Genomic DNA, 19,783 nt, shown 5'->3' on the forward strand with positions numbered 1-19,783 from the left:
CGCCTGTGACCTTAGCAAATGTTAGGCAATTGATGAGAGAGATCAGGGGCAGCTGTGAGCTGCCACCTGAATGGGGAGCTTAACGGTAACCCGCAGCTTCCATCGCATCGTTTGTGAGTGCCTGTGCTTTTTCAAGCGCGACGGCAATGCTCTGCTGGCCAGCATAAGCCGCAGAGAACTCTTGGCTCACTTCAGTCGCGATGCCCGCAAACTCCGGAATTGCGGCAAATTGAATGCCAACGTACGGGCTGGGATCAACCGTGGAGTCGTTCGGATCGGCAGAAAGAATGGAGTCCAGCGTCATTTTGGCAAAAGGCACCGATTGGTAGTTCGGGTTTTCGTACAGAGATGTACGTGCGCCCGGCGGTACATTCGCCCAGCCTTCGTTGGCCGCAACCAATTCAATGTAGCTCTTTGAGGTTGCCCATTCGATGAATTGTTTGGCTTCTGCTTGTTGTTGTGTACCAGCCGGAATGGCGAGCGCCCAAGCCCAGAGCCAGTTGGACCGTTTGCCGAGGCCCGTATCCGGTGCGAGCGCAAAACCCACACTGTCCGCAACGGTCGAGTCTTTTGGGTTCGTCACAAAGCTTGCGGCGACCGTCGCATCGATCCACATTCCGCACTTGCCTTGTTGAAACAACGACAGGTTTTCGTTGAAACCGTTGGTTGCGTAGCCAGTTGGGCCCGCCGCATCCATCATGGTTTTGTAAAAATTCAGCGTGTTGGCCCAAGCTTCAGTGTCGAACTGGGCATTCCAGTCTTCGTCAAACCAACGGGCACCAAAGGAATTGGACATCGCGGTGATGAACGCTCCGCCTTCGCCCCAGCCCGCTTTACCGCGCAGACAGATCCCGTTGATTTCGTTGTCCCGATCGGTCATTGCAGCCGCGGCTTCAGCGATAAACTCCCAAGTTGGCGCTTCAGGCATGTCCAGCCCGGCTTTTTCCATCAGATCTGTGCGGTACATGATCATGGAGCTTTCGCCATAAAATGGTGCGGCATAGAGCGTACCGTTGTGGGAAAGACCGCCCGCCATCGCAGGCAGGATGTCGTCAACATCATATTCTTCGGAAAGATCATCCAGTGCGACGAGCCAACCGTTCTCGCCCCAAATCGGGGTCTCATACATGCCGATTGTCATGATGTCGAAAGCCCCACCTTTGGTGGTGATATCCGTTGTTACGCGCTGACGCAGGACGTTTTCCTCGAGCGTCACCCACTCGACGTCGATACCGGTCGCTTTGGTGAATTCGTCTGTATAGCCCTGCATGCGGATCATATCGCCATTGTTAACGGTGGCGATTGTGATCGTTTTGGAGTGGCCGTCTGCGAAAGCGCTGCTTGCTGTGATCAGCGAAAGCGCGGTCGCAGCACAAAGTGTGCTTTTAAAGGACATCCGGTTTCCTCCCTGTTTGGATGTGGAAACAGGCTAGCCCTCAACGCGACGCGGCGTCAATAAATTTTTTACGCGCGTAAAATTTAGCTCTCAAGCTGAATCTCGCAGTATGAGCTGCCCTTCCAAACGCGTGCTTTTCCAGGGAGATAGCTGGCCTTCTATGGCCAAAAACAAAGCAATTGCAGCCGTTTGAGACACCGCATCATAGTTGTGAGAAATTGTGGTGAGCGGCGGGCAGGTATAGCGAGAATGGGGATGACCGTCCTGGCCAGCGACCCGAATCGCACAGTCCTGTCCTCTTCCGACACGCACGCCCTGCTCGTAACATGCAGTCAAAAGACCAATGGCAAGGCGGTCGTTGCTGCAGAGAATAGTGTTTGTCGAAAACCATTTGTTTGTGAGCGCTTCATGGCCTCCGAGCCGTCCAATCTCCTCAAAGCCCCACCCCTCTCCTTCGACAGACACCACTTCGGGTGTATGGCCAAAGCTCTCCATAGCCGCGATATAAGCCTGGCGACGACGGTGCGCATTTGGGTTGGCTGGGGTCTTCATTTCAAAGAAACAGGGCGGCTCACCCGTCCGGCACAAATAATCCGTGATGTGCGTGGTGAATTGCACATTGTCTGATCCGACAAAGGAGAGTCCTATTTCCTCGACACTGCTGTCAAAAATGAGCGTCGGGACCTCAGCGCAAAACGCCTCTAACGCCTTATTGTCGGATGCCCGCCCCAATGGTGCCAGCAACACACCCGCAGGTTTCAATGAGCGTAAGGTTTGCAACACCTCAACTTCAAGCGCCGTATCGCCGTGCGAGCTGAACAATGTCGGGCGGTAGCCAGCCGCGATGCAGCGCTGTTCAAGATTGCGCGCAATTTCGGCAAAATAGGGATCTGAAAGCAATGGCACCACGATCCCGATGTTCTTTGTGAGCTTACGGTTCTGGTTCATCGCATAGATATTCGGGCGATAATCAAACTGCTCTAGCGCCGCCTCAATCCGGGAGCGCGTACTTGCTCTGACACTGGTTGGATCATTAAAGAACTTCGAAAGCGTCGGCCGAGAAATCCCGCTCATGCGTGCGAATTCTTCCATGTTTCGAACTTTCTCGCCTGCCATGAATTACACTCCAAATTCTTTGACAGGTAAGATACAAAAATTTCCAGATGCATCAAATTATTTTGCGCGCGGAAATTTTTAATTTGCCAAAATGTGCTGTTGTTCGCACTCACCAAAACCGGCGTCACAGGGCTTTAGAGGTTCTCAACGTCACCGCTTTTCCAGAACGTGCGGCATTTTGAATGGCATCTACCACGTGTAGACTCAGCAGACCTTCTTCTCCAGAAACGAGCGGCGTCACACCTTCTGCGATGACTTCGACAAAATGATCCAATTGATTGACTAGCGGGTCAGAGGCTTCGGTCAGATAGTACGTTGCCGATATAGGTGACCACCAGTCAGCATGTCCCTCATGCCGCCAAAGGCGCAAATCCGGGACAGATAGTGCTCCCTCACTTCCCCCAAAAGGTAGGTGCTTTGATCAGTCGCGGGATAAATCGGGTATTCTTTTGCAGTCAGTTCCCAGCTCCATGGTGACACGACACTGTCCGACACACTCAGCGTTCCCAGCGCGCCCTGCTTAAATCTCAATATTGCGCTAGCTAGATCTTCGTTTTCAAAGCCTCTCTTGGAAGGGGCGGTTTGAGCCTGAACGCATTCAATTTCACCACAAAGGTAACGCAACAAATCTATGTCGTGCACCAAGTTGACAGAAATTGGTCCAGCCCCGTTTTGCTTTCGCCAAGGGGCTTCTTCGAAATAGTCATCCGGCTTGTAGAACCAACAAGTGGCATGCACAGCGCGCAGCTCCCCGATTTTGCCTTGCGCGATAAGGTTTTTGGCCTGCCGGATGATGGGGTTGAACCGCCGGTGATGGCCGACCAATACCGCGACGCCTGCCCTTTTTGCGTCCGCTACAAGTTTTGCAGCTGCTTCGCGGTCGTCTGAAAGTGGCTTTTCTATCAGTACAGGCACGCCCGCTTTGACACATTCAATTGCTTGTTCAACGTGCAACTTGGTGGGCGTCGATAAAATGATCCCATCTGGTTTGTCGTCAGACATGAGATCCGCCAAGTTTTGATAATATCGCGCCCCAAATGACGTAACTTCCGCCGCCACGTCTTTACGAGGATCGACCACCGACACAAGAGTTGCCGACCGGCTGAACCCGTTCGCCGCAGCATGGCGGCGCCCAACCAAACCAAAACCTGCAATTGCTATTCGGGCCTTTTGCCCGTTTGTTGGCTGAGATTTCGCCAAGGCAGCTCCTAATCAAGGCAAATATTGCTCCCCATTAGTAGAGCGCTGCCAATGTTAAGAAGCGATATCTGGCAAATCAATAGAATCTGGCTCTTCAAGCCCTGCCAGTATCTGGCAAACATTCCCCAACGGCCCAGTACAGCAACGCCTAGCTCTCGATTTGGCAACCAACTGCAGTAATTTTCTGACCTCGAACCTGCCTCAAACGGAAACGCTGCTCAGCAATTCCTTACGGTTCAACTCCTCTTTGGCGCCTGAAAGCATCACCTCCCCGCGCCGCAGAACCACAAAGCGATCCGCCAGCTCGTAGGCAAAATCGAAATATTGCTCCACTAGAACAATGGCCATTTCACTTTTGTCACGCAGGAGTTTGATCACTTCGCCAATCTGCTGAATGATATTTGGCTGAATACCCTCTGTCGGTTCGTCCAGCAGCAGGAGTTTGGGTTTTGTGATCAGTGCCCGCGCAATGGCAAGCTGCTGCTGTTGGCCGCCAGATAGATCCCCACCACGACGTCCCTGCATTTCTTTGAGTACCGGAAAGAGCTCAAACATCTCTTCCGGAACAGCCCTCTCCCCCTTCGGCAGACAATTAAATCCGGTTTCCATATTCTCCCGCACTGTCAGCAGAGGAAATATCTCACGCCCTTGTGGAACGTAAGCGACGCCTTTGTGCGCAAGCCTCTGCGCGGGTAGAGATGGAAGGGTTTCGCCATCAAGCGAGAGCGACCCACCAGAACGCGGATGGGTGCCTGAGATGGCCTTGATCAAACTGGTTTTGCCCACGCCATTGGTGCCCATAACACAGGTCACCTCACCCTTTTGAGCCTCCATGGAAATCCCGTTCAGGATTTGAGAGTGGCCATAGTGCAGAGTGATATCTTTTAGTGTCAGCATCTTAGCGCTCCAGATAGACGTCGATCACGTTTTGATCGGAGGTCACATGGTCAAGGCTGCCCTCAGCCAGAACAGCGCCTTCATGCAAAACCGTCACTTTGCAATTGAGACGGCGGACAAACTCCATGTCATGCTCAACAACCACGACCGCTCGGGTCTTAGCGGCTTCCACCAAGATATCGGTGGTGTGCTCACGCTCTGCAGGCGTCATCCCTGCAGCCGGCTCATCAACCAGCAACAAGCGTGGCTCTTGCGCAAGCAACATACCGATTTCCAGCCATTGTTTTTGCCCATGACTCAATTCGCCAGAAGTCCGCGTCAGCTGATCACGCAGACCGATTTCCCCTGCCAGTGCATCGACTTTGGCGAGATCAGCGTCGCTCGGTCGATAGGTGAGCACTGAAAACCAGCCCCGGGGCTTTTTAAGCGCCATCAGCAGGTTTTCCTGTACCGTCTGTTCCTCAAAAACCGTGGGTTTTTGAAATTTGCGCCCAATGCCTTCCTGTGCGATCCGGGCTTCATTCATGCCAAGAAGGCTAATCGACTTCTCTCCCCAGATCACCCGACCTTCATCCGGTCTGGTTTTGCCGGTCACGATGTCCATGAACGTGGTTTTGCCCGCGCCATTGGGGCCAATCACCGCGCGCATTTCAGCCTCGCCAATCTGGAACGACAGATTATTGATTGCGCGAAAGCCATCAAAGGTAACCGAGACGCCGGAAACTTCAAGAAGTGTGCTCATTGGTTTGCCTCCTTTGCGGCGCGGCGCTCAACAACGATGTCAAAAAGGCCGCCAATGCCTTTGGGTGCAAATAGCGTCACGAGAACAAAAGAGAGACCCAGCAAAACCAGCCACCAATCGACCCATTTGATGGTGTAAAACCCAAGGTTAATGTCCGGAGCTTGCCCGCCAGTGAACCATGTGGACAGCAGGCTCACAAAAGCCGCACCAATGACAGCGCCATAGAGCCGTCCACGTCCGCCGATAGCGACCCAAACCGCAAGATAGATCGAAGCGATTGGTGCAATTTCTGCAGGGTTAATGATGCCTGCTTGCGGATAATACAGCGCGCCCGCGACTGCTGCGATGCAGGCCGTAAGCGTGAAAATCACCAGCTTGTAGGTTTCCACAGAGTACCCGAGGAATCGCGCACGGGCTTCGTTGTCGCGGATACCGCGAATGACAGATCCAAATTTTCCGCTTACCAGCCAAGCACACAACACGTAGCCTGCCCCCAAAGCTGCCGCAGATGCCCAGAAAAACCATAGCGACACATGGTCTTGTGAGGCGGTCACACCGGGCAGGTTTTGCAATCCGGAAAGACCATTATTGCCACGCAGGCCGCTGTCGTTTTGAAACAGATAGAGCGCAAGTGCGAGTGTCATGGCCTGGGTCAGGATCGACAGATACACCCCTGTCACCCGGCTGCGGAATGCCAACCAACCAAAGATCAACGCGAGCACGCCCGGCACCAGCAGCACAAGTATCAGCTGGATCGAAAGGCTGTCTGCAAAAGCCCAGATCAAAGGGAACTCGCTGGACCCGACAACGCCGAAAATCTGGTTGCCGATGGCATCGATAACTTCGCCGTCTGTGGGAGGGATTTCGGTGCTAGTGAGGCTGTCGACCACAATCAAACGGGTCCGCTCATACATCAGCCACATACCAATCATATAGCCGCCGAGGCCAAAGAAAGCGAAATGTCCGAGACTTAGAATACCTGTGTACCCCCAGATCAAATCCAACGCGAGGGCGATGAGGCACAGGCAAAGCGTCTTGCCCAGCGTCTTGATGAAGCTGGTGGAGATGCCCCCCACTCCAAAACCCTCAGACATCACAGTCACAAGCAGCGTGAACAGCGCTAGGATCGACAGGAAAATCAGAACGGATGGGTTTTTGGCAATGAAACTACGCTGCATGGTTTAGTCCCCCGCCGCGCGACCTTTGAGGGCTATGATGCCCCTTGGTCGGAATTGGATGAAGATGATGATGAAGATGATCATGTAAGTCTGCGCAGCAAGTGTGTTGGATGGGTTCATCCACTCGATGCCTTTTTGCAGGAAGCCAATCATGGTTGCGCCCGCAAGTGTGCCCCAGATATTGCCCACACCGCCTACAACAACAGTCATAAAGCTTTGCACGATATAGTCGCTGCCAAGCTCGGAGGTTACTTTGGCAAACAGGCCGATGGCGACGCCGGCGATGCCCGCGATCCCGGAACCCAGCCCAAAGGTCAGCATGTTCACGCGATCGGGATTGATGCCCATAGAGGCCGCCATACGCGGATTCTGGGTCACTGCACGGGTCTCAAGCCCCAAGCGTGTACGTTTCATGATGTATAGAAAGGCCGCGAAAAAGATAAGGGCGAGGATGAAAATCGCAATCCGGATATAGGAGATCGACACCACATCGTTCATGACCCAAGCACCGTCCAGCCAGCCCGGTGCCGTAAGTGGACGTGCCTGCGTGCCGAAGATGTTCTTTGCAAGCTGCTGAAGGGCAATCGAAATACCAAATGTGGCCAGCAAGGTCTCCAAAGGGCGGGCCTGCAGCCAGCGAATGACCAGCCGCTCCATTGCAACACCTGCGGCAAAGGTCACCGCAAAGGCGGTTGGGATCGCTACGATAATGGAAACCGTATGATCGGGAATGATCTGCTGTACCACGAAACCGGTGTAGGCGCCCATCATGATGAATTCGCCATGTGCCATGTTGATCACGCCCATCACGCCGAATGTGATGGCGAGGCCAATGGCTGCGAGGAAGTAGATCGATGCGAGCGACACTGCATCCAGTGTCAAATCGAGCATCTGATTGAGGCCCACCTTCAGCTTTATGTCTTTTAACGCTTCCGTGGCGGCATCGGTCACTGCCTTGGACGGTTCCAGATAGACATCAAAGAAAGTGTGCGCGGCAAGTGCTGCCTCAATTGCGGTGTCAGAGACAAAGGCGGGTACAGTGCCTGCCTCTGCGAGCGCATTGTAAGCCGCGAGACGGTTGGCATCGGTGTTGAGCTGCGCCACCGGCACACCGCCAACGCGCGCGCCGTCGATATGGGCGGCAAGCTGGGTGCGGATGTCATCCTTGCTGATGCGTGCGGGCGCGAGGTCTTTGGCGACAAGCATGTCATAGGCAGCGAGGCGATCAAACTCCCCCTGCCCCGGTCTCAGAAGCGCAGCGATGTTCGCGCCCTCTGGCGCAGCACCTACAACCACATCGCGCTTGGTTGTGAGCAGCGGATTGAGCGTTGCGCGCACATCCACGCCCAGATCACCCGACATATCGGAAATGGCGGCCAAACGCGCGGCCTCGTCTTCATCATAGCCAATGGTCAGCAACCGTTCGAGACGTTGCTTCTGTGCCTTAAGCGCAGCGTCCGTTTCCCCTTCAATCGAGGCGCGCAGCGGCGCAAGCAAACTGGCTTCTGGATCGCGCTCGATCGACAGGAGTGCCGCGCGGCGAGCCTCAATATCGGGATCGCTCAGCTGGAACTGCACCAATGCCGTGCCGATCAGCGCGCGAATGCCGCTATTAGGCTTAAGCTGTTTGAGGTCCGACTTGAGAAATTCACCGAGCAGCTCGCCGCTGTCAAAATCCGTCAGCGTGTAGATCTTGCTGTCAATTTTCTCACCAATGAAAAACAGGCCATCTGATTTACGCTGCCACATATTTTTGGCGGCCCAAACCTCAAGTACGGTCTGTGCCTGTGGCAAACCAGAGCTGGCCACGGCATTGATTGCCGGGCCAATGGTCTTGCGCGAGCTCTTCACAATAAGCGCCTGATGCTCTTGTAGTATGGGTTGGATCAAGGCGTCTTGCGCCTGCCCCAAGCCGGGCGAAATCAGGCAAGCGGCCAAGAAGGCAAGGCCCGCCAAAAAAAGTTGTCTCATGTGAGGAAGTCCGCGCGAGTGGTTAAGGGCGCGCGGGTCGTCGCGCGCCCCAAAAGGTCAAACCTTAGTAGTTGGACAGGGTCTGAACACAGGTTTTGGTTTCGGTGTTGTACATACCGCAATCCAGCTCTTTCCAGTCAGACACCAGAACTGCGGATTCTGGCAGGAAGTCTGTCCACGCGTCGCCCGGCACTTCTGCGGTCTGGGAAATGATGTCAAACTGACCGTCTTCCTGAATTTCACCGATCAGAACCGGCTTCGCCAAGTGGTGGTTTGGCAACATCACGGCGGTGCCGCCGGTCAGGTTCGGGAATTCTTGACCATACATTTCCGCGCGCACAGCATCCACTTCGGTGGAACCCGCTTCGGTTGCCGCGTTTACCCACATGTTAAAGCCGATATAGTGGGCTTCCATTGGGTCGTTGGTCACGCGTTCTTCGCCCATGGTGGCTTTCCAGGTTTCCACGAACTCCGCGTTCACCTCAGAGTCAGCGGACTGGAAATAGTTCCACGCCGCGAGATGGCCAACGAGGTTGGAGGTGTCCAGACCCGCCAGTTCCTCCTCGCCAACGGAGAAGGCCACCACAGGGATGTCATCGGCAGAAATGCCAGCTGCTGCCAGCTCCTTGTAGAAGCCAATGTTCGCATCGCCATTGATAGTGGAAATCACGCCCACCTTCTTGCCGTCCGCACCCAGCGCCACGACGTCTGCCACAATTTTGGACCAGTCAGAGTGACCAAAAGGAGTGTAGTTCACGAAGATGTCGTCGTCCGCGATGCCTTTGTCTTTCAGATAAGACTCAAGGATATTGTTGGTGGTACGCGGATACACATAGTCGGTGCCCAAGAGCGCGAACTTTTCAACGCCCAGCTCTTCGAGGAAGTAGTCGGTTGCCGGGATCGCCTGCTGGTTTGGAGCTGCGCCGGTATAGAAGACGTTTTTGGAGCTCTCTTCGCCCTCATATTGGACCGGGTAGAACAGCAAGCCATTCAGCTCTTCGATCACTGGCAGCACAGATTTGCGGGACACGGACGTCCAGTTGCCAAAGATCACGTCAACTTCGTGCACGGTCAGCAGTTCGCGGGCTTTTTCCGCAAACAGCGGCCAATCAGACGCAGGATCTACCACGACCGCTTCCAGCTGCTTGCCCAGCAGACCGCCTTTGGCGTTTTGCTGATCAATCAGCATCAGCATGGTGTCTTTCAGCGTGGTTTCCGAGATTGCCATGGTGCCGGACAGCGAGTGCAGCACGCCAACTTTAATGGTGTCTTCCGCCGCCATCGCTGCACCTGCGAGCGAAGCAAAAACCAGAGATCCGGCGAGCGTGGATTTCAGAAAGGTCATAAATTTCTCCCTGCGGGGATGGCACAGAAACGCTTGCGCTCAAGCGCGCGTTTCCATTACCTGATCCCGCAACTTTTGTTGCATCCGTGTGGCGGCTTTACCGAGGTCCAATTCGTGGGCCGTCACACACCCTCCGCTTTCTTAAGACATCCCGTCCTGCGGTTGGCGACATCACCCTTTGACACGCGCGGCGTGTTGGCAATTTTCACGCGGGTGAGAGGCAAAAATTCCAGTGATGTTGATCAATAATTGAGCAAACATCCGCGGAAAGCACAAAAAATGATCGCGCCAAGTGGCACACCGCACATCTTATGCGTGTTTTGACAGCATAACTGACGTAAGGACGCTAATTCTTCATCACTCCCGGTCAATCTCTGCTCGAACCTTAGGCCGGTCAATAAATCGTTCATCCACAAAAAAAGGCCCGTAGAAATCTACGGGCCAATCTTCGTATTGAATGGGGCGGTCGCAATCAGGTGTTAAACAGGAAGTGCATGACGTCTCCGTCTTTCACTTCATAACCTTTGCCCTCGGCCCGCATTTTGCCGGCCTCCTTGGCGCCACTTTCACCGTCGCAGTTGATATAATCCTCGTACGCGATGGTTTCCGCGCGAATGAATCCCTTTTCAAAATCACCATGGATCACCCCGGCCGCCTGCGGTGCCATGGTACCTCGGCGAATGGTCCAGGCGCGCGCCTCTTTGGGCCCGACTGTGAAATAGGTTTCCAGCTGCAAGAGTTCGTAGCCAGCACGAATGAGGCGGTCCAGACCGGCCTCCTCTAGCCCCATCTCCTCAAGGAACATGGCCGCTTCTTCATCTTCAAGCTGGCTGATCTCTTCTTCGATCTGCGCGGAAATGATCACATGGCTGTTGCCCTGTTTGGCGGCCATCTCTGCCACGGCTGCGGAATGGGCGTTGCCTTCTGCGGCTTCGCTTTCGCCCACGTTGCAGACATACAGGATCGGCTTGGTGGTCAGAAGCTGCAGCGTCTTCCAGGCTTTGGCGTCTTCGTCGTCAACCTCAACCACGCGGGCGGGTTGGCTGTTTTCCAGCGCTTCCTGTGCCATTTGCAGCAGGCGGTCCTGCTGCTGAGCCTCTTTGTCATTGCCCTTGAGCTTGCGCACTAGATTGGCGCGGCGCTTCTCAATGCTTTCCAGATCGGCAAGCATCAGCTCGGTCTCAATGGTTTCTGCATCCGCCACTGGATCAACGCGGCCATCCACGTGGGTCACGTCGCCGTCTTCAAAACAGCGCAGCACATGCGCAATCGCGTCGGTTTCGCGGATGTTGGCCAAAAACTGGTTGCCAAGGCCTTCCCCCTTGGAGGCGCCTTTCACCAGGCCAGCAATGTCCACAAAAGTCATGCGGGTCGGGATAATCTGTTTGGATTGCGCAATGGCTGCCAGTTTATCAAGGCGCGCATCCGGCACACCCACTTCGCCCACATTGGGCTCGATGGTGCAGAACGGAAAGTTTGCCGCCTGCGCAGCTGCGGTTTTGGTCAGCGCGTTAAAAAGCGTGGATTTGCCAACATTCGGCAATCCAACGATGCCCATTTTGAAACCCATATCCGGTCTCCTGATCTCTTGTTTGTGCTGCTCATAGGCAGAGTCCCGCGGTGACGCAAGCCACGTGACATAGCAGCCCTTCAAAATAACGACTTCTGGACAAAAATGGCGCGCTTTCAACGGGCGCTTCAGGAGCCTCCTTTCGAGCTCTCGACCCGCAACGACACCAAGTGAACTGATGCTTACGCTTAGAAATGAAACACTTAGCCAGCAGGCATCACACAACTTCAAGTCCACGTGATGCGATGCTTTTTCAATTTGACCTCTGAGATGAATTCTCGCACAGGTGACCTTGGGGAAGACAGGAGGCGACTCTTTAGACGGAAAGACACGCACATGAAACTTCTGGCACCAATAGCCGCTGCAATTTTAATCGCCACTCCAGTGGCTTCGCAGCAACTTGTCGTTGGATTGGGATACGCAGATTTCTCCGACGGCGCCGGGAACGATACGGTCGAACTCGACATTGAATATCACTTTGACCCCTTTAGAGATTTCGGTCGATGGACACTTGCCGCTGGCGGCGTCTTGACGGTGGATGAAGAGGGTGACGCTTTTCTAGGGGCTGGTATTTCCAGCGTCTATGACTTCAACGAAAAGTGGTTCGCTGAATTCAGCTTTATGCCTGGCCTTTATACCGATGGCGACCGGCGCAATGACCTCGGCAATACATTGGAATTCCGCAGCTTGCTTGCGGTTGGACGCAAGGTCACTGACATAGCCGCTATCTCACTTGCGCTTCAGCACAAATCCAATGGCGGCCTTGGGGATGACAATCCCGGTGTGAATACGCTGAGCTTGCGTTACCACTACAATTTTTAGGGCGACCTTGCGAACGGTCTTGCGTGGGATTGATTTCCCACGCACCTTCCGGCACATGAAGGTGACCGAAAAACAAGGATCCGCCGATGACTCGTATCGACGCCAAATTCGCTGAGCTGAATGCCGCAGGCAAAAAGGCCTTTGTGGCCTATGTGATGGCTGGAGACCCAGACTACGATACCTCTTTGGAAATCGTGAAAGGGCTACCGGGCGCTGGTGTTGACATCATTGAGCTGGGCCTGCCCTTCACGGATCCTATGGCAGACGGGCCAACCATTCAGTTGGCAGGTCAGCGCGCGCTTGATGGCGGCATGACACTCCAGAAGACGCTCGATCTGGCGGCTGAGTTTCGCAAGACCGATGACACCACGCCAATCGTATTGATGGGTTACTACAACCCTATTTATTCTCGCGGCGTTGAGGCGTTTCTTACCGATGCCAAAGCTGCGGGGATTGACGGGCTGATCGTTGTTGACCTTCCGCCGGAAGAAGACGGTGAGCTTTGCATTCCCGCACAGGCAGCAGGGATGAATTTTATCCGCCTGGCAACCCCGACGACAGACGACAAGCGCCTCCCTAAAGTGCTGCAAAACACATCCGGATTTGTGTACTATGTCTCCATTACCGGCATTACCGGTGCCGCAGAAGCAGAGGCCACTGATGTGGGCCCCGAGGTGACGCGCATCAAAGCCAGCACGGATCTTCCCGTCATCGTTGGCTTTGGTATCAACACACCAGAAAAAGCACAGAATATCGCCACAGTGGCAGATGGTGCTGTGGTTGGCTCGGCCATTGTCAGCCAAATTGGCGCAGGCAAATCCACAACCGAAGTGCTGGAGTTTGTAAAATCTCTGGCGGATGGGGCTCATCGCGCTTAATCCACCCTTCCAGGCCGCAAGTTTTCAGGCCTCAATTGACGCAACAAAAATCTTGGTGGGGGCCTAAGCCCCCGCTATTCTGGTTTTGCTCAAGTCAGCAGGCAGTGAGCTAAATCGGTGTGTGCCCTAACGGTCCTGACGCTACAGACCCGAAGGAGGAACACATGCCCGTCGACCAAAACACATCCCCCACCCCCAAAACGCGCAAGCGCCGCGGCCGTAAGTCCCCACCTGTCAGCAGGGCCTCTGCGGATGCGTTCAGCTTGGAGCACACCATCGGACCTCGCGCGGGCTTTGGTTTTCTCGACAGCGATCGCATGGAGACGCTGAAAGAGCGGGTTCTTGATCTTCTTTCAGAATACGGCGTCATGATTGTGCATCCGCTGGCACGAGAGACTCTTGTGAAAGCTGGCGCGCTAGAAGGCCGCGAAGCCGGACGCCTGCGAATGCCGCGCGAAATGGTGCAAGAAGCTTTGGCTGCGACGCCAAAATCCTGTCGCCTTGCGGGCAAGGACAGATCGTTTGATCTCACTGTACCTCGCATGGATCAGGGTTTCATTCTACGTACTGGCACGGGAGCCCACGGGTATGTCGATCCACGAGACGCGAGCTATCGCAATATGGATCTCACCGCGGTTAAAGAAATCACAGCGGTGGCCAACACTCTCAATCAGGTTGGATTTATTGCCCACCCTTTTGTGCATGGCGTTCCAGAGGTCACAGCGGACATTCACTCCTATGCAACCATCACCGCGCGCACTCAAAAGCACGTTTGGATGCAACCTTACCAGAAGGAAAATATCGACTACCTGCTGAAGATCGCAGCCATTGCGGCAGGAGGAGAGGAGGCCCTGCGCGCCAACCCGTCAACCAGCACGATCACCTGTTCATTCTCGCCACTTGAGTTCAAGTACATGGACACGGAGGTGATCATAGCTTGCGGCAAATATGGTTTGCCCGTTCACGCCTGCTCGCTGCCAAGTGCTGGCGGTACCGCGCCCCTTTCACCGGCTGCGTTGGCTATTGTGGCAGTTGCGGAAGTTGTCGGCATGATCACCATGGCACATGTGCTTTCACCAGGCTTGCCAATCATTGCAACCCCGCTAATGATTGCGCTTGATATGCTCACCGGAAGCGCCCTGCAATCTTCTGTGGAAGCGATGCAAGCAGCATCTCTGTCAATCCAACTCGTGAAGCATGGCTTCGGGCTGATGGCGCACACCTATGGCTCAGGGTCCGACACACCAGATTCAGACCACCAATCCATGGCGGAGCGGGCCATGTTGATGCAAACCGCAGCCCTGTCCGGCGCAGACATCTTGGGGGGGATCGGTCAGCTTGAGTGCGCTGCCGTATTTTGCCCAGTTCAGGCGGTGCTGGACAATGAAATCGGTGCGATGGCACGACGCCTGTTGCGTGTCCCCGACATCTCGGATGCCGCGCTTAATTTTGATGAGATGCTGAAGGTCCCCGTTGGCGGGCATTTTCTGGACAGTGACCATACGGTTTTGGGCTGTCGAGAACAGTTTACCCCCGAAGTGTTCCAACGCATTGGCCGCGACGATTATGAAGCTGGCGATCGCAAGGCAGCCTTTGAGTTCGCTCGCGACAAAGCCCTTTCCGCAATAGAAAAAGCCCCCGAAGCGCCACTGTTGTCGCGCGATCAAATGACAGAGATCAGCGAGCTCACACAGATGGCGGACAAGCATATCGTCGAAGTTTACTCAGGTAAGGTCGAGACCATCTAGGCGCCTCTCTTGCCCCAAGCCGACTCCCCTACGCGAACGCGGTGCCCGCGATCCAGCGGGTGGTTAATCTAACCCGCGCTGGCATTTTGCGAGTGCGGTTTTCATGGCGCCAACAAGTTTATCCCGGCTAATGGGCTTGGGCACATGCCCCGTCATGCCGCCATTGAGGTAGCCGGCCACCTGATGCACCATTGCATTGGCACTGACAGCAATGATCGGGATGGGCTCAAGCATGTTTTCATGCTCCAGTTCCCGTATACGCCGCGTCGCCTCCATGCCATCCATGACCGGCATGTTGATGTCCATTAGGATCATATCATACCGCCCGCGCTGCCATTCCTGCACGGCTTTTTCTCCGTCGTCGACAATGGTGAGTTTGGGTGGACCTGCCTTTTTGAGCATGTGTTTTAGAACTATTTGATTTGTACGATTGTCCTCAGCCGCAAGTATGCGAAGCCCTGCCAAACTGGCAGCTTGATCGCCTTCTGCGATGTGACCGGGCGCATCGTCGTGTGACTGGGCTTTCTCAACAAGAAGATTCGCCTGAAACTCCGCTCCCTGGCCCTCCTCGCTTCGCAACTTGATGGACCCACCAGTCAGCTCGCAAATATGCCGGGATATCGCGAGACCCAGACCGGTCCCACCATGCATGCGCGTTATGCTTGCATTGGCTTGGCTGAACCTCTGAAACAGTCTCGGCTGTTGCGATCTTGAAATGCCCCGCCCAGTGTCCTTGACCCGCAGAACCAGAACAGATCCTCCAGCCAAAGTCTCTCGCAGATCTATATGCAACGACACACTCCCAATGTCCGTAAACTTAATAGCGTTTGACAGAAGATTGCCTGCCACCTGCTGAAGCCGCATTGGGTCTGCACGTATTGTCGCCTGGGCCGCTTCAGACAGGCTGACATGAAAGGCCAGCCCCTTCTCCTCAGCGCGCAACCGGAAGTGCTGCAGCATCGCGTCACCGAGCTGTCTCAAATCATAGGGAATTGCCTCAAACTCCAGCTTCCCCGCTTCTATCTTTGAAATGTCGAGCACATCATTGATCAGAGATAATAGCAGCCCTCCACTGTCCTGAAGGATCTGCACCAACTGCCCTTGATCTTCCGACAATCCACTGTCCCGAAGGGCCTGCGCCATGCCCAAGATCCCATTGAGCGGTGTGCGGATTTCGTGGCTCATGGTGGCCAAAAAGACGGACTTGGCCTCGTTCGCCGATTCCGCAACGACGCGCGCCTCCTCAAGCTCCTGTGTCCGCTCCTTAACGGCGGTCTCCAAGGTATCTAGAAGCTTCTGCAACCTTTGGTTCGCCTCATAGAGTTCACGGCTTTTTGCCTCAAGAAGATGCTCAGCCTCCTCTCGCGCACGCATCTGTCGATTGTACCTGCGGCGCGATACTGTTTCGGTCGGCGCCGCAAGGTCGTCGCGTAAAAACATCACGCGGCTTTCTGCAGTGTGAACTCTGCTGTAAAGCGCCCGCCCTGCGAGCGATCCACCATTTGAAGATCAACCTCCTGCTGGAAATGCTCCATGCAGGATTGGATCATCCCCTTGCAGAAATGCTGGAGCGGACGCTCACTGTCGTAGACCATTTTGAACTGATCCACCGAAAGCCGCTCCGTGGTAAAACTTGGCAGCTCGACTTCCGGGTAGAGCTTGCGCACCTCCACATGGACCTCATCTTCGATGGACTCCAGCATGTCGAACCCGTCAGTCTTGCCCTCAAAGAACACTGGATAGCTTTCCACAAAGCGGGCAAACATCCATTGGCCAAATTGCTCATGCAAATCCTCTACAGGTACTTTAACCCGAGCGCCGATCGCCTCCACAATTGTAAGCAGTTCTCGGCAAGGGTAGTTTCCCACAACGCTAAACGCGCCATCGGTTTCCAATTCTGTTTCATCGAGAATCTCATCCACGACATCCTCTCCCAGAGCGGATTCAGCCATTCGGACCAATTCAACAAACACAATGCCTTTCATGGCAACCTCCGCGAAACTCAAAACCAACCAACGCGAACATGATGCGAACAAATGGTAAACAAAAATCTAAGAAACAAGGGGATTGCGCTTAGATCTCCATATTGGTAAAGAACCTTTACCAAATTACGGAGTTTAAGAGCGCATGACCGTGATCACCTGTATTGACGATCTCAAACGCCTGTATAAGCGCCGCGCGCCGCGCATGTTTTACGACTATGCCGAAACCGGCAGCTGGACAGAAAAGACTTTTCAGGAAAATACCTCTGACTTTGCTGACATCTACCTGCGCCAGCGCGTCGCTGTAGATATGTCGGGCAGAACAACGGCCAGCCAAATGATCGGGCAAAACGTCACTATGCCGGTGGCATTGGCCCCAGTCGGCCTGACCGGAATGCAGTGCGCCGACGGCGAGATCAAAGCCGCGCGCGCAGCAGAGAAATTCGGCGTGCCCTTCACCCTGTCCACCATGTCGATCAACTCGATCGAGGAAGTGGCAGAGGCCACCACCAAGCCTTTCTGGTTTCAGCTTTACACCATGACCGACGAGGATTTTGTGGCCCGCCTGATCGAGCGCGCAAAAGCGGCAAAATGCTCGGCACTGGTGATAACGCTGGATCTCCAGATCCTCGGGCAGCGGCACAAAGACCTCAAAAATGGCCTATCCGCCCCACCCAAACTGACCGCTTCGACCATTGCCAACCTCGCCACCAAATGGCGCTGGGGTATAGAGATGCTGGGCGCCAAGCGGCGCAACTTCGGCAATATCGTGGGCCATGTGCAGGGCGTGACTGATACTGCCGATCTGGGGGCCTGGACCGCGCAGAGCTTTGACCCGTCGCTGGATTGGGACAAGATCGCCAAAATCAAAGAGATTTGGGGCGGCCCGGTGATCCTGAAAGGCATTCTGGATGCCGAAGATGCCAAGATGGCGCTGAAAGTGGGCGCGGATGCGATTATCGTTTCCAACCACGGCGGCCGCCAGCTTGACGGGGCGCTGAGCGCAATCCGAGCCCTGCCCTCCATCATAGAGGCCGTGGGCGATCAGGTTGAGGTGCATCTGGACAGCGGTATCCGCTCTGGTCAGGACGTGCTGAAGGCGCTCGCGCTGGGGGCCAAAGGCACCTACATCGGTCGCGCCTTCATCTACGGACTGGGCGCGATGGGCGAAGCGGGCGTCACCAGGGCGCTGGAAGTGATCCACAAGGAGCTTGATGTCTCCATGGCGCTTTGTGGCCGCCGCAGCGTGACTGATCTGGACCGCGATATCTTGCTGGTGCCGGAAAATTTCGAAGGCCGCTGGCAGGGCTGATCTAACGCTTTGACATTCCGCTGCCCGGCACGTCATAAACGGGCCGGGCAGAAGGACGTCTTGTATATGCTTGTCTTTTTCAAACAGAATCTTGCATTTCTATCTGTGCCGAAGACCGGTTCGACGGCATTTGAAAGCACATTGCGCTCAAGAGCGGACGTCATTTTCACCAAGAGTGTGAAGCATATGACAATCGGCAAATTTCACGCCAAACTCGCCCCGCTTTTGTCCGAGACCTACGGCATACATCCCGAGCGTGTCGCTGTGATCCGCGACCCGATTGACCACGCGCGCAGCTGGTACAAGTACCGCAGCCCTGAGCGTATGGGAGCAGGCAACCCCGCAAGCCATGGCGGCATCAGTTTTGACGAATTTGTAATAGATGCAATCAGCCCGTCACCGAGCAAAGCAGCCGGCATAGGGTCTCAAGCGTCTTTTCTGTCGCTCACGCCGGGCATTGTCCCCATCCATCACCTTTTCGCTTACGATCAGAGCGAGCTTCTGCTGGCCTTTTTATCGGCCCGATTTGAGGAACCAATCGTGCCTGGCTTGCGAAATGTATCTCCGGATGTGGCAGCCCCAATTTCTGAGGACGTCGCCGCCGCCTTTCGCGCTGCGCGCCCAGATGATTTTGCGCTTTATGACCGCGTCAAAGACGCAGGGGGCATCCTGCGCGATTTTCGCAGCGAGTAGCCCCGAATCCCCTTTGCATTTCAGCCAATCCGCGCTATAGGCGCGGCTTCACGTGGGGTTACAGCCTTGGAGGAACCCCACCCTTATTTATGGAGAATTCAATATGGCTGGTCAGATTCCTGATCTTCACGCCGAAGTACGCACGGGGACAGGCAAGGGCGCCGCTCGTCAAGCGCGTCGCGACGGTTTTGTTCCTGGTGTTGTTTACGGCGGCGAAGGTGAACCTTTCGCAATCCAGATCCCTTTCAACGTTCTGTTCAAGAAACTGAAAGAAGGCCGCTTCCTGTCCACGCTTTTCAACCTGAAAGTTGAAGGCCAGGAAGACGTGCGCGTGATCTGCCGCGGCGTTCAGCGTGACACCGTGAAGGACCTTCCGACCCACATCGACCTGCTGCGTCTGCGTCGTACTTCCAAAATCAACCTGTTCATCCACGTTGACTTTGAAAACGAAGAAGCGGCACCGGGCATCAAAAAAGGTGGCGTTCTGACCATCGTGCGCCCGGAAGTCGAACTGAACGTGACCGCGGGTGACATCCCTGAGCGTCTGGTTGTTGACCTGACCGGCAAAGAGATCGGCGACGTGATCACCATCAGCCAGATCGACCTGCCAGCTGGTGCGAAGCCAACCATCGACCGTGACTTCGTGATCGCCAACCTGTCCGCACCTTCCGGCCTGCGTTCCGCAGACAACGAAGAAGAAGCTGAAGGCGAAGAAGCCGCAGCGGAAGAATAAACACAACATCGGCCTGTACGGACTGTGTGAGCGCGGCGCCTTCAGGCGCCGCGTTTTTTTTGGGCAATGCGCGCTCTGCTTTCGGAGTAATCTTCCTGTGTCGTCCTTATAGGTCAAAGCAACCACAATCGCTCTCGTGAGAAGACTTGCATCATATCGCCTCAGACCACCTACTCGATTGCGAACACGTCAGAGCTTAG

At 54.9% G+C, this 19,783-nt stretch carries 18 protein-coding genes; 6 read left to right on the forward strand and 12 right to left on the reverse strand.

Annotated elements, in window-relative coordinates; translation table 11 throughout:
* Positions 1-79 precede the first annotated feature (79 nt).
* From J7400_RS18540 to ychF, 10 genes are all read right to left on the reverse strand, one after another.
* Positions 80-1,396: a sugar ABC transporter substrate-binding protein gene (locus tag J7400_RS18540; protein ID WP_209065591.1), complete on the reverse strand. Its 1,317-nt coding sequence runs from the start codon at positions 1,394-1,396 to the stop codon at positions 80-82.
* Positions 1,397-1,486: 90 nt separating this feature from the next.
* A complete protein-coding gene (locus tag J7400_RS18545; protein ID WP_209065592.1) occupies positions 1,487-2,512 on the reverse strand; it encodes a LacI family DNA-binding transcriptional regulator in 1,026 nt (341 codons plus the stop codon).
* Positions 2,513-2,636: 124 nt separating this feature from the next.
* Positions 2,637-2,753 carry a hypothetical protein gene (locus tag J7400_RS21435; RefSeq protein ID WP_348540214.1) on the reverse strand — a complete coding sequence of 39 codons (117 nt, stop codon included), beginning with the start codon at positions 2,751-2,753 and terminating at the stop codon, positions 2,637-2,639.
* Between the two features lie 62 nt (positions 2,754-2,815).
* Complete coding sequence (locus J7400_RS18550; RefSeq protein WP_247738913.1) at positions 2,816-3,712, reverse strand: Gfo/Idh/MocA family oxidoreductase; 897 nt, start codon at positions 3,710-3,712, stop codon at positions 2,816-2,818.
* Positions 3,713-3,913: 201 nt separating this feature from the next.
* Positions 3,914-4,609: an urea ABC transporter ATP-binding subunit UrtE gene (gene urtE / locus J7400_RS18555; protein WP_209065593.1), complete on the reverse strand. Its 696-nt coding sequence runs from the start codon at positions 4,607-4,609 to the stop codon at positions 3,914-3,916.
* Between the two features lies 1 nt (position 4,610).
* Entirely contained in the window at positions 4,611-5,351 is a 741-nt protein-coding gene (gene urtD / locus J7400_RS18560; protein ID WP_209065594.1) for an urea ABC transporter ATP-binding protein UrtD, read from the reverse strand.
* Positions 5,348-6,529, reverse strand: a complete 1,182-nt coding sequence (gene urtC / locus J7400_RS18565; RefSeq protein WP_209065595.1) for an urea ABC transporter permease subunit UrtC — start codon at positions 6,527-6,529, stop codon at positions 5,348-5,350. The genes urtD and urtC overlap by 4 nt, the downstream gene beginning before the upstream one ends.
* A gap of 3 nt (positions 6,530-6,532) precedes the next feature.
* Complete coding sequence (urtB, locus tag J7400_RS18570; RefSeq protein ID WP_209065596.1) at positions 6,533-8,500, reverse strand: urea ABC transporter permease subunit UrtB; 1,968 nt, start codon at positions 8,498-8,500, stop codon at positions 6,533-6,535.
* Positions 8,501-8,564: 64 nt separating this feature from the next.
* Positions 8,565-9,845, reverse strand: coding sequence for an urea ABC transporter substrate-binding protein (gene urtA / locus J7400_RS18575; RefSeq protein WP_209065597.1), 1,281 nt, complete (start codon positions 9,843-9,845; stop codon positions 8,565-8,567).
* 472 nt (positions 9,846-10,317) lie between these two features.
* A complete protein-coding gene (gene ychF, locus J7400_RS18580; RefSeq protein WP_209065598.1) occupies positions 10,318-11,415 on the reverse strand; it encodes a redox-regulated ATPase YchF in 1,098 nt (365 codons plus the stop codon).
* A 336-nt stretch (positions 11,416-11,751) separates the two neighbouring features.
* Between ychF and J7400_RS18585 the strand changes: the two genes are divergently transcribed.
* The 3 genes from J7400_RS18585 (at position 11,752) to J7400_RS18595 (ending at position 14,863) form a co-directional block, all read left to right on the forward strand.
* Positions 11,752-12,237: an acyloxyacyl hydrolase gene (locus tag J7400_RS18585; protein WP_209065599.1), complete on the forward strand. Its 486-nt coding sequence runs from the start codon at positions 11,752-11,754 to the stop codon at positions 12,235-12,237.
* 86 nt (positions 12,238-12,323) lie between these two features.
* Positions 12,324-13,115, forward strand: coding sequence for a tryptophan synthase subunit alpha (gene trpA, locus J7400_RS18590; RefSeq protein WP_209065600.1), 792 nt, complete (start codon positions 12,324-12,326; stop codon positions 13,113-13,115).
* Between the two features lie 164 nt (positions 13,116-13,279).
* Positions 13,280-14,863, forward strand: coding sequence for a trimethylamine methyltransferase family protein (locus J7400_RS18595; protein WP_209065601.1), 1,584 nt, complete (start codon positions 13,280-13,282; stop codon positions 14,861-14,863).
* Between the two features lie 63 nt (positions 14,864-14,926).
* Here the strand turns inward: J7400_RS18595 and J7400_RS18600 are convergent, their stop codons facing one another.
* Together J7400_RS18600 and J7400_RS18605 are read right to left on the reverse strand one after the other, a co-directional pair.
* Entirely contained in the window at positions 14,927-16,303 is a 1,377-nt protein-coding gene (locus J7400_RS18600; protein ID WP_209065602.1) for an ATP-binding protein, read from the reverse strand.
* On the reverse strand, positions 16,303-16,848 hold the full coding sequence (locus tag J7400_RS18605; RefSeq protein ID WP_209065603.1) for a heme NO-binding domain-containing protein: 546 nt from the start codon (positions 16,846-16,848) through the stop codon (positions 16,303-16,305). The genes J7400_RS18600 and J7400_RS18605 overlap by 1 nt, the downstream gene beginning before the upstream one ends.
* Positions 16,849-16,990: 142 nt before the next feature.
* Here J7400_RS18605 and J7400_RS18610 point away from each other — a divergent pair, with 142 nt between their 5' ends.
* From J7400_RS18610 to J7400_RS18620, 3 genes are all read left to right on the forward strand, one after another.
* Complete coding sequence (locus tag J7400_RS18610) at positions 16,991-18,157, forward strand: alpha-hydroxy acid oxidase (RefSeq protein ID WP_209065604.1); 1,167 nt, start codon at positions 16,991-16,993, stop codon at positions 18,155-18,157.
* Between the two features lie 186 nt (positions 18,158-18,343).
* A complete protein-coding gene (locus tag J7400_RS18615; RefSeq protein WP_209065605.1) occupies positions 18,344-18,850 on the forward strand; it encodes a hypothetical protein in 507 nt (168 codons plus the stop codon).
* A gap of 103 nt (positions 18,851-18,953) precedes the next feature.
* A complete protein-coding gene (locus J7400_RS18620; protein ID WP_209065606.1) occupies positions 18,954-19,583 on the forward strand; it encodes a 50S ribosomal protein L25/general stress protein Ctc in 630 nt (209 codons plus the stop codon).
* Positions 19,584-19,783 lie beyond the last annotated feature (200 nt).

The sequence above is a fragment of the Shimia sp. R9_2 genome, assembly GCF_017743735.1.
GTDB lineage: Bacteria > Pseudomonadota > Alphaproteobacteria > Rhodobacterales > Rhodobacteraceae > Shimia.

What these genes read in the sequence shown, in the direction of transcription:
- J7400_RS18540 (WP_209065591.1), bottom strand. Translation starts at nt 1,396, where the DNA reads ATGTCCTTTAAAAGCACACTTTGTGCTGCGACCGCGCTTTCGCTGATC.
- J7400_RS18545 (WP_209065592.1), bottom strand. Translation starts at nt 2,512, where the DNA reads ATGGCAGGCGAGAAAGTTCGAAACATGGAAGAATTCGCACGCATGAGC.
- urtE (WP_209065593.1), bottom strand. Translation starts at nt 4,609, where the DNA reads ATGCTGACACTAAAAGATATCACTCTGCACTATGGCCACTCTCAAATC.
- urtD (WP_209065594.1), bottom strand. Translation starts at nt 5,351, where the DNA reads ATGAGCACACTTCTTGAAGTTTCCGGCGTCTCGGTTACCTTTGATGGC.
- urtC (WP_209065595.1), bottom strand. Translation starts at nt 6,529, where the DNA reads ATGCAGCGTAGTTTCATTGCCAAAAACCCATCCGTTCTGATTTTCCTG.
- urtB (WP_209065596.1), bottom strand. Translation starts at nt 8,500, where the DNA reads ATGAGACAACTTTTTTTGGCGGGCCTTGCCTTCTTGGCCGCTTGCCTG.
- urtA (WP_209065597.1), bottom strand. Translation starts at nt 9,845, where the DNA reads ATGACCTTTCTGAAATCCACGCTCGCCGGATCTCTGGTTTTTGCTTCG.
- ychF (WP_209065598.1), bottom strand. Translation starts at nt 11,415, where the DNA reads ATGGGTTTCAAAATGGGCATCGTTGGATTGCCGAATGTTGGCAAATCC.
- J7400_RS18585 (WP_209065599.1), top strand. Translation starts at nt 11,752, where the DNA reads ATGAAACTTCTGGCACCAATAGCCGCTGCAATTTTAATCGCCACTCCA.
- trpA (WP_209065600.1), top strand. Translation starts at nt 12,324, where the DNA reads ATGACTCGTATCGACGCCAAATTCGCTGAGCTGAATGCCGCAGGCAAA.
- J7400_RS18595 (WP_209065601.1), top strand. Translation starts at nt 13,280, where the DNA reads ATGCCCGTCGACCAAAACACATCCCCCACCCCCAAAACGCGCAAGCGC.
- J7400_RS18600 (WP_209065602.1), bottom strand. Translation starts at nt 16,303, where the DNA reads ATGTTTTTACGCGACGACCTTGCGGCGCCGACCGAAACAGTATCGCGC.
- J7400_RS18605 (WP_209065603.1), bottom strand. Translation starts at nt 16,848, where the DNA reads ATGAAAGGCATTGTGTTTGTTGAATTGGTCCGAATGGCTGAATCCGCT.
- J7400_RS18610 (WP_209065604.1), top strand. Translation starts at nt 16,991, where the DNA reads ATGACCGTGATCACCTGTATTGACGATCTCAAACGCCTGTATAAGCGC.
- J7400_RS18615 (WP_209065605.1), top strand. Translation starts at nt 18,344, where the DNA reads ATGACAATCGGCAAATTTCACGCCAAACTCGCCCCGCTTTTGTCCGAG.
- J7400_RS18620 (WP_209065606.1), top strand. Translation starts at nt 18,954, where the DNA reads ATGGCTGGTCAGATTCCTGATCTTCACGCCGAAGTACGCACGGGGACA.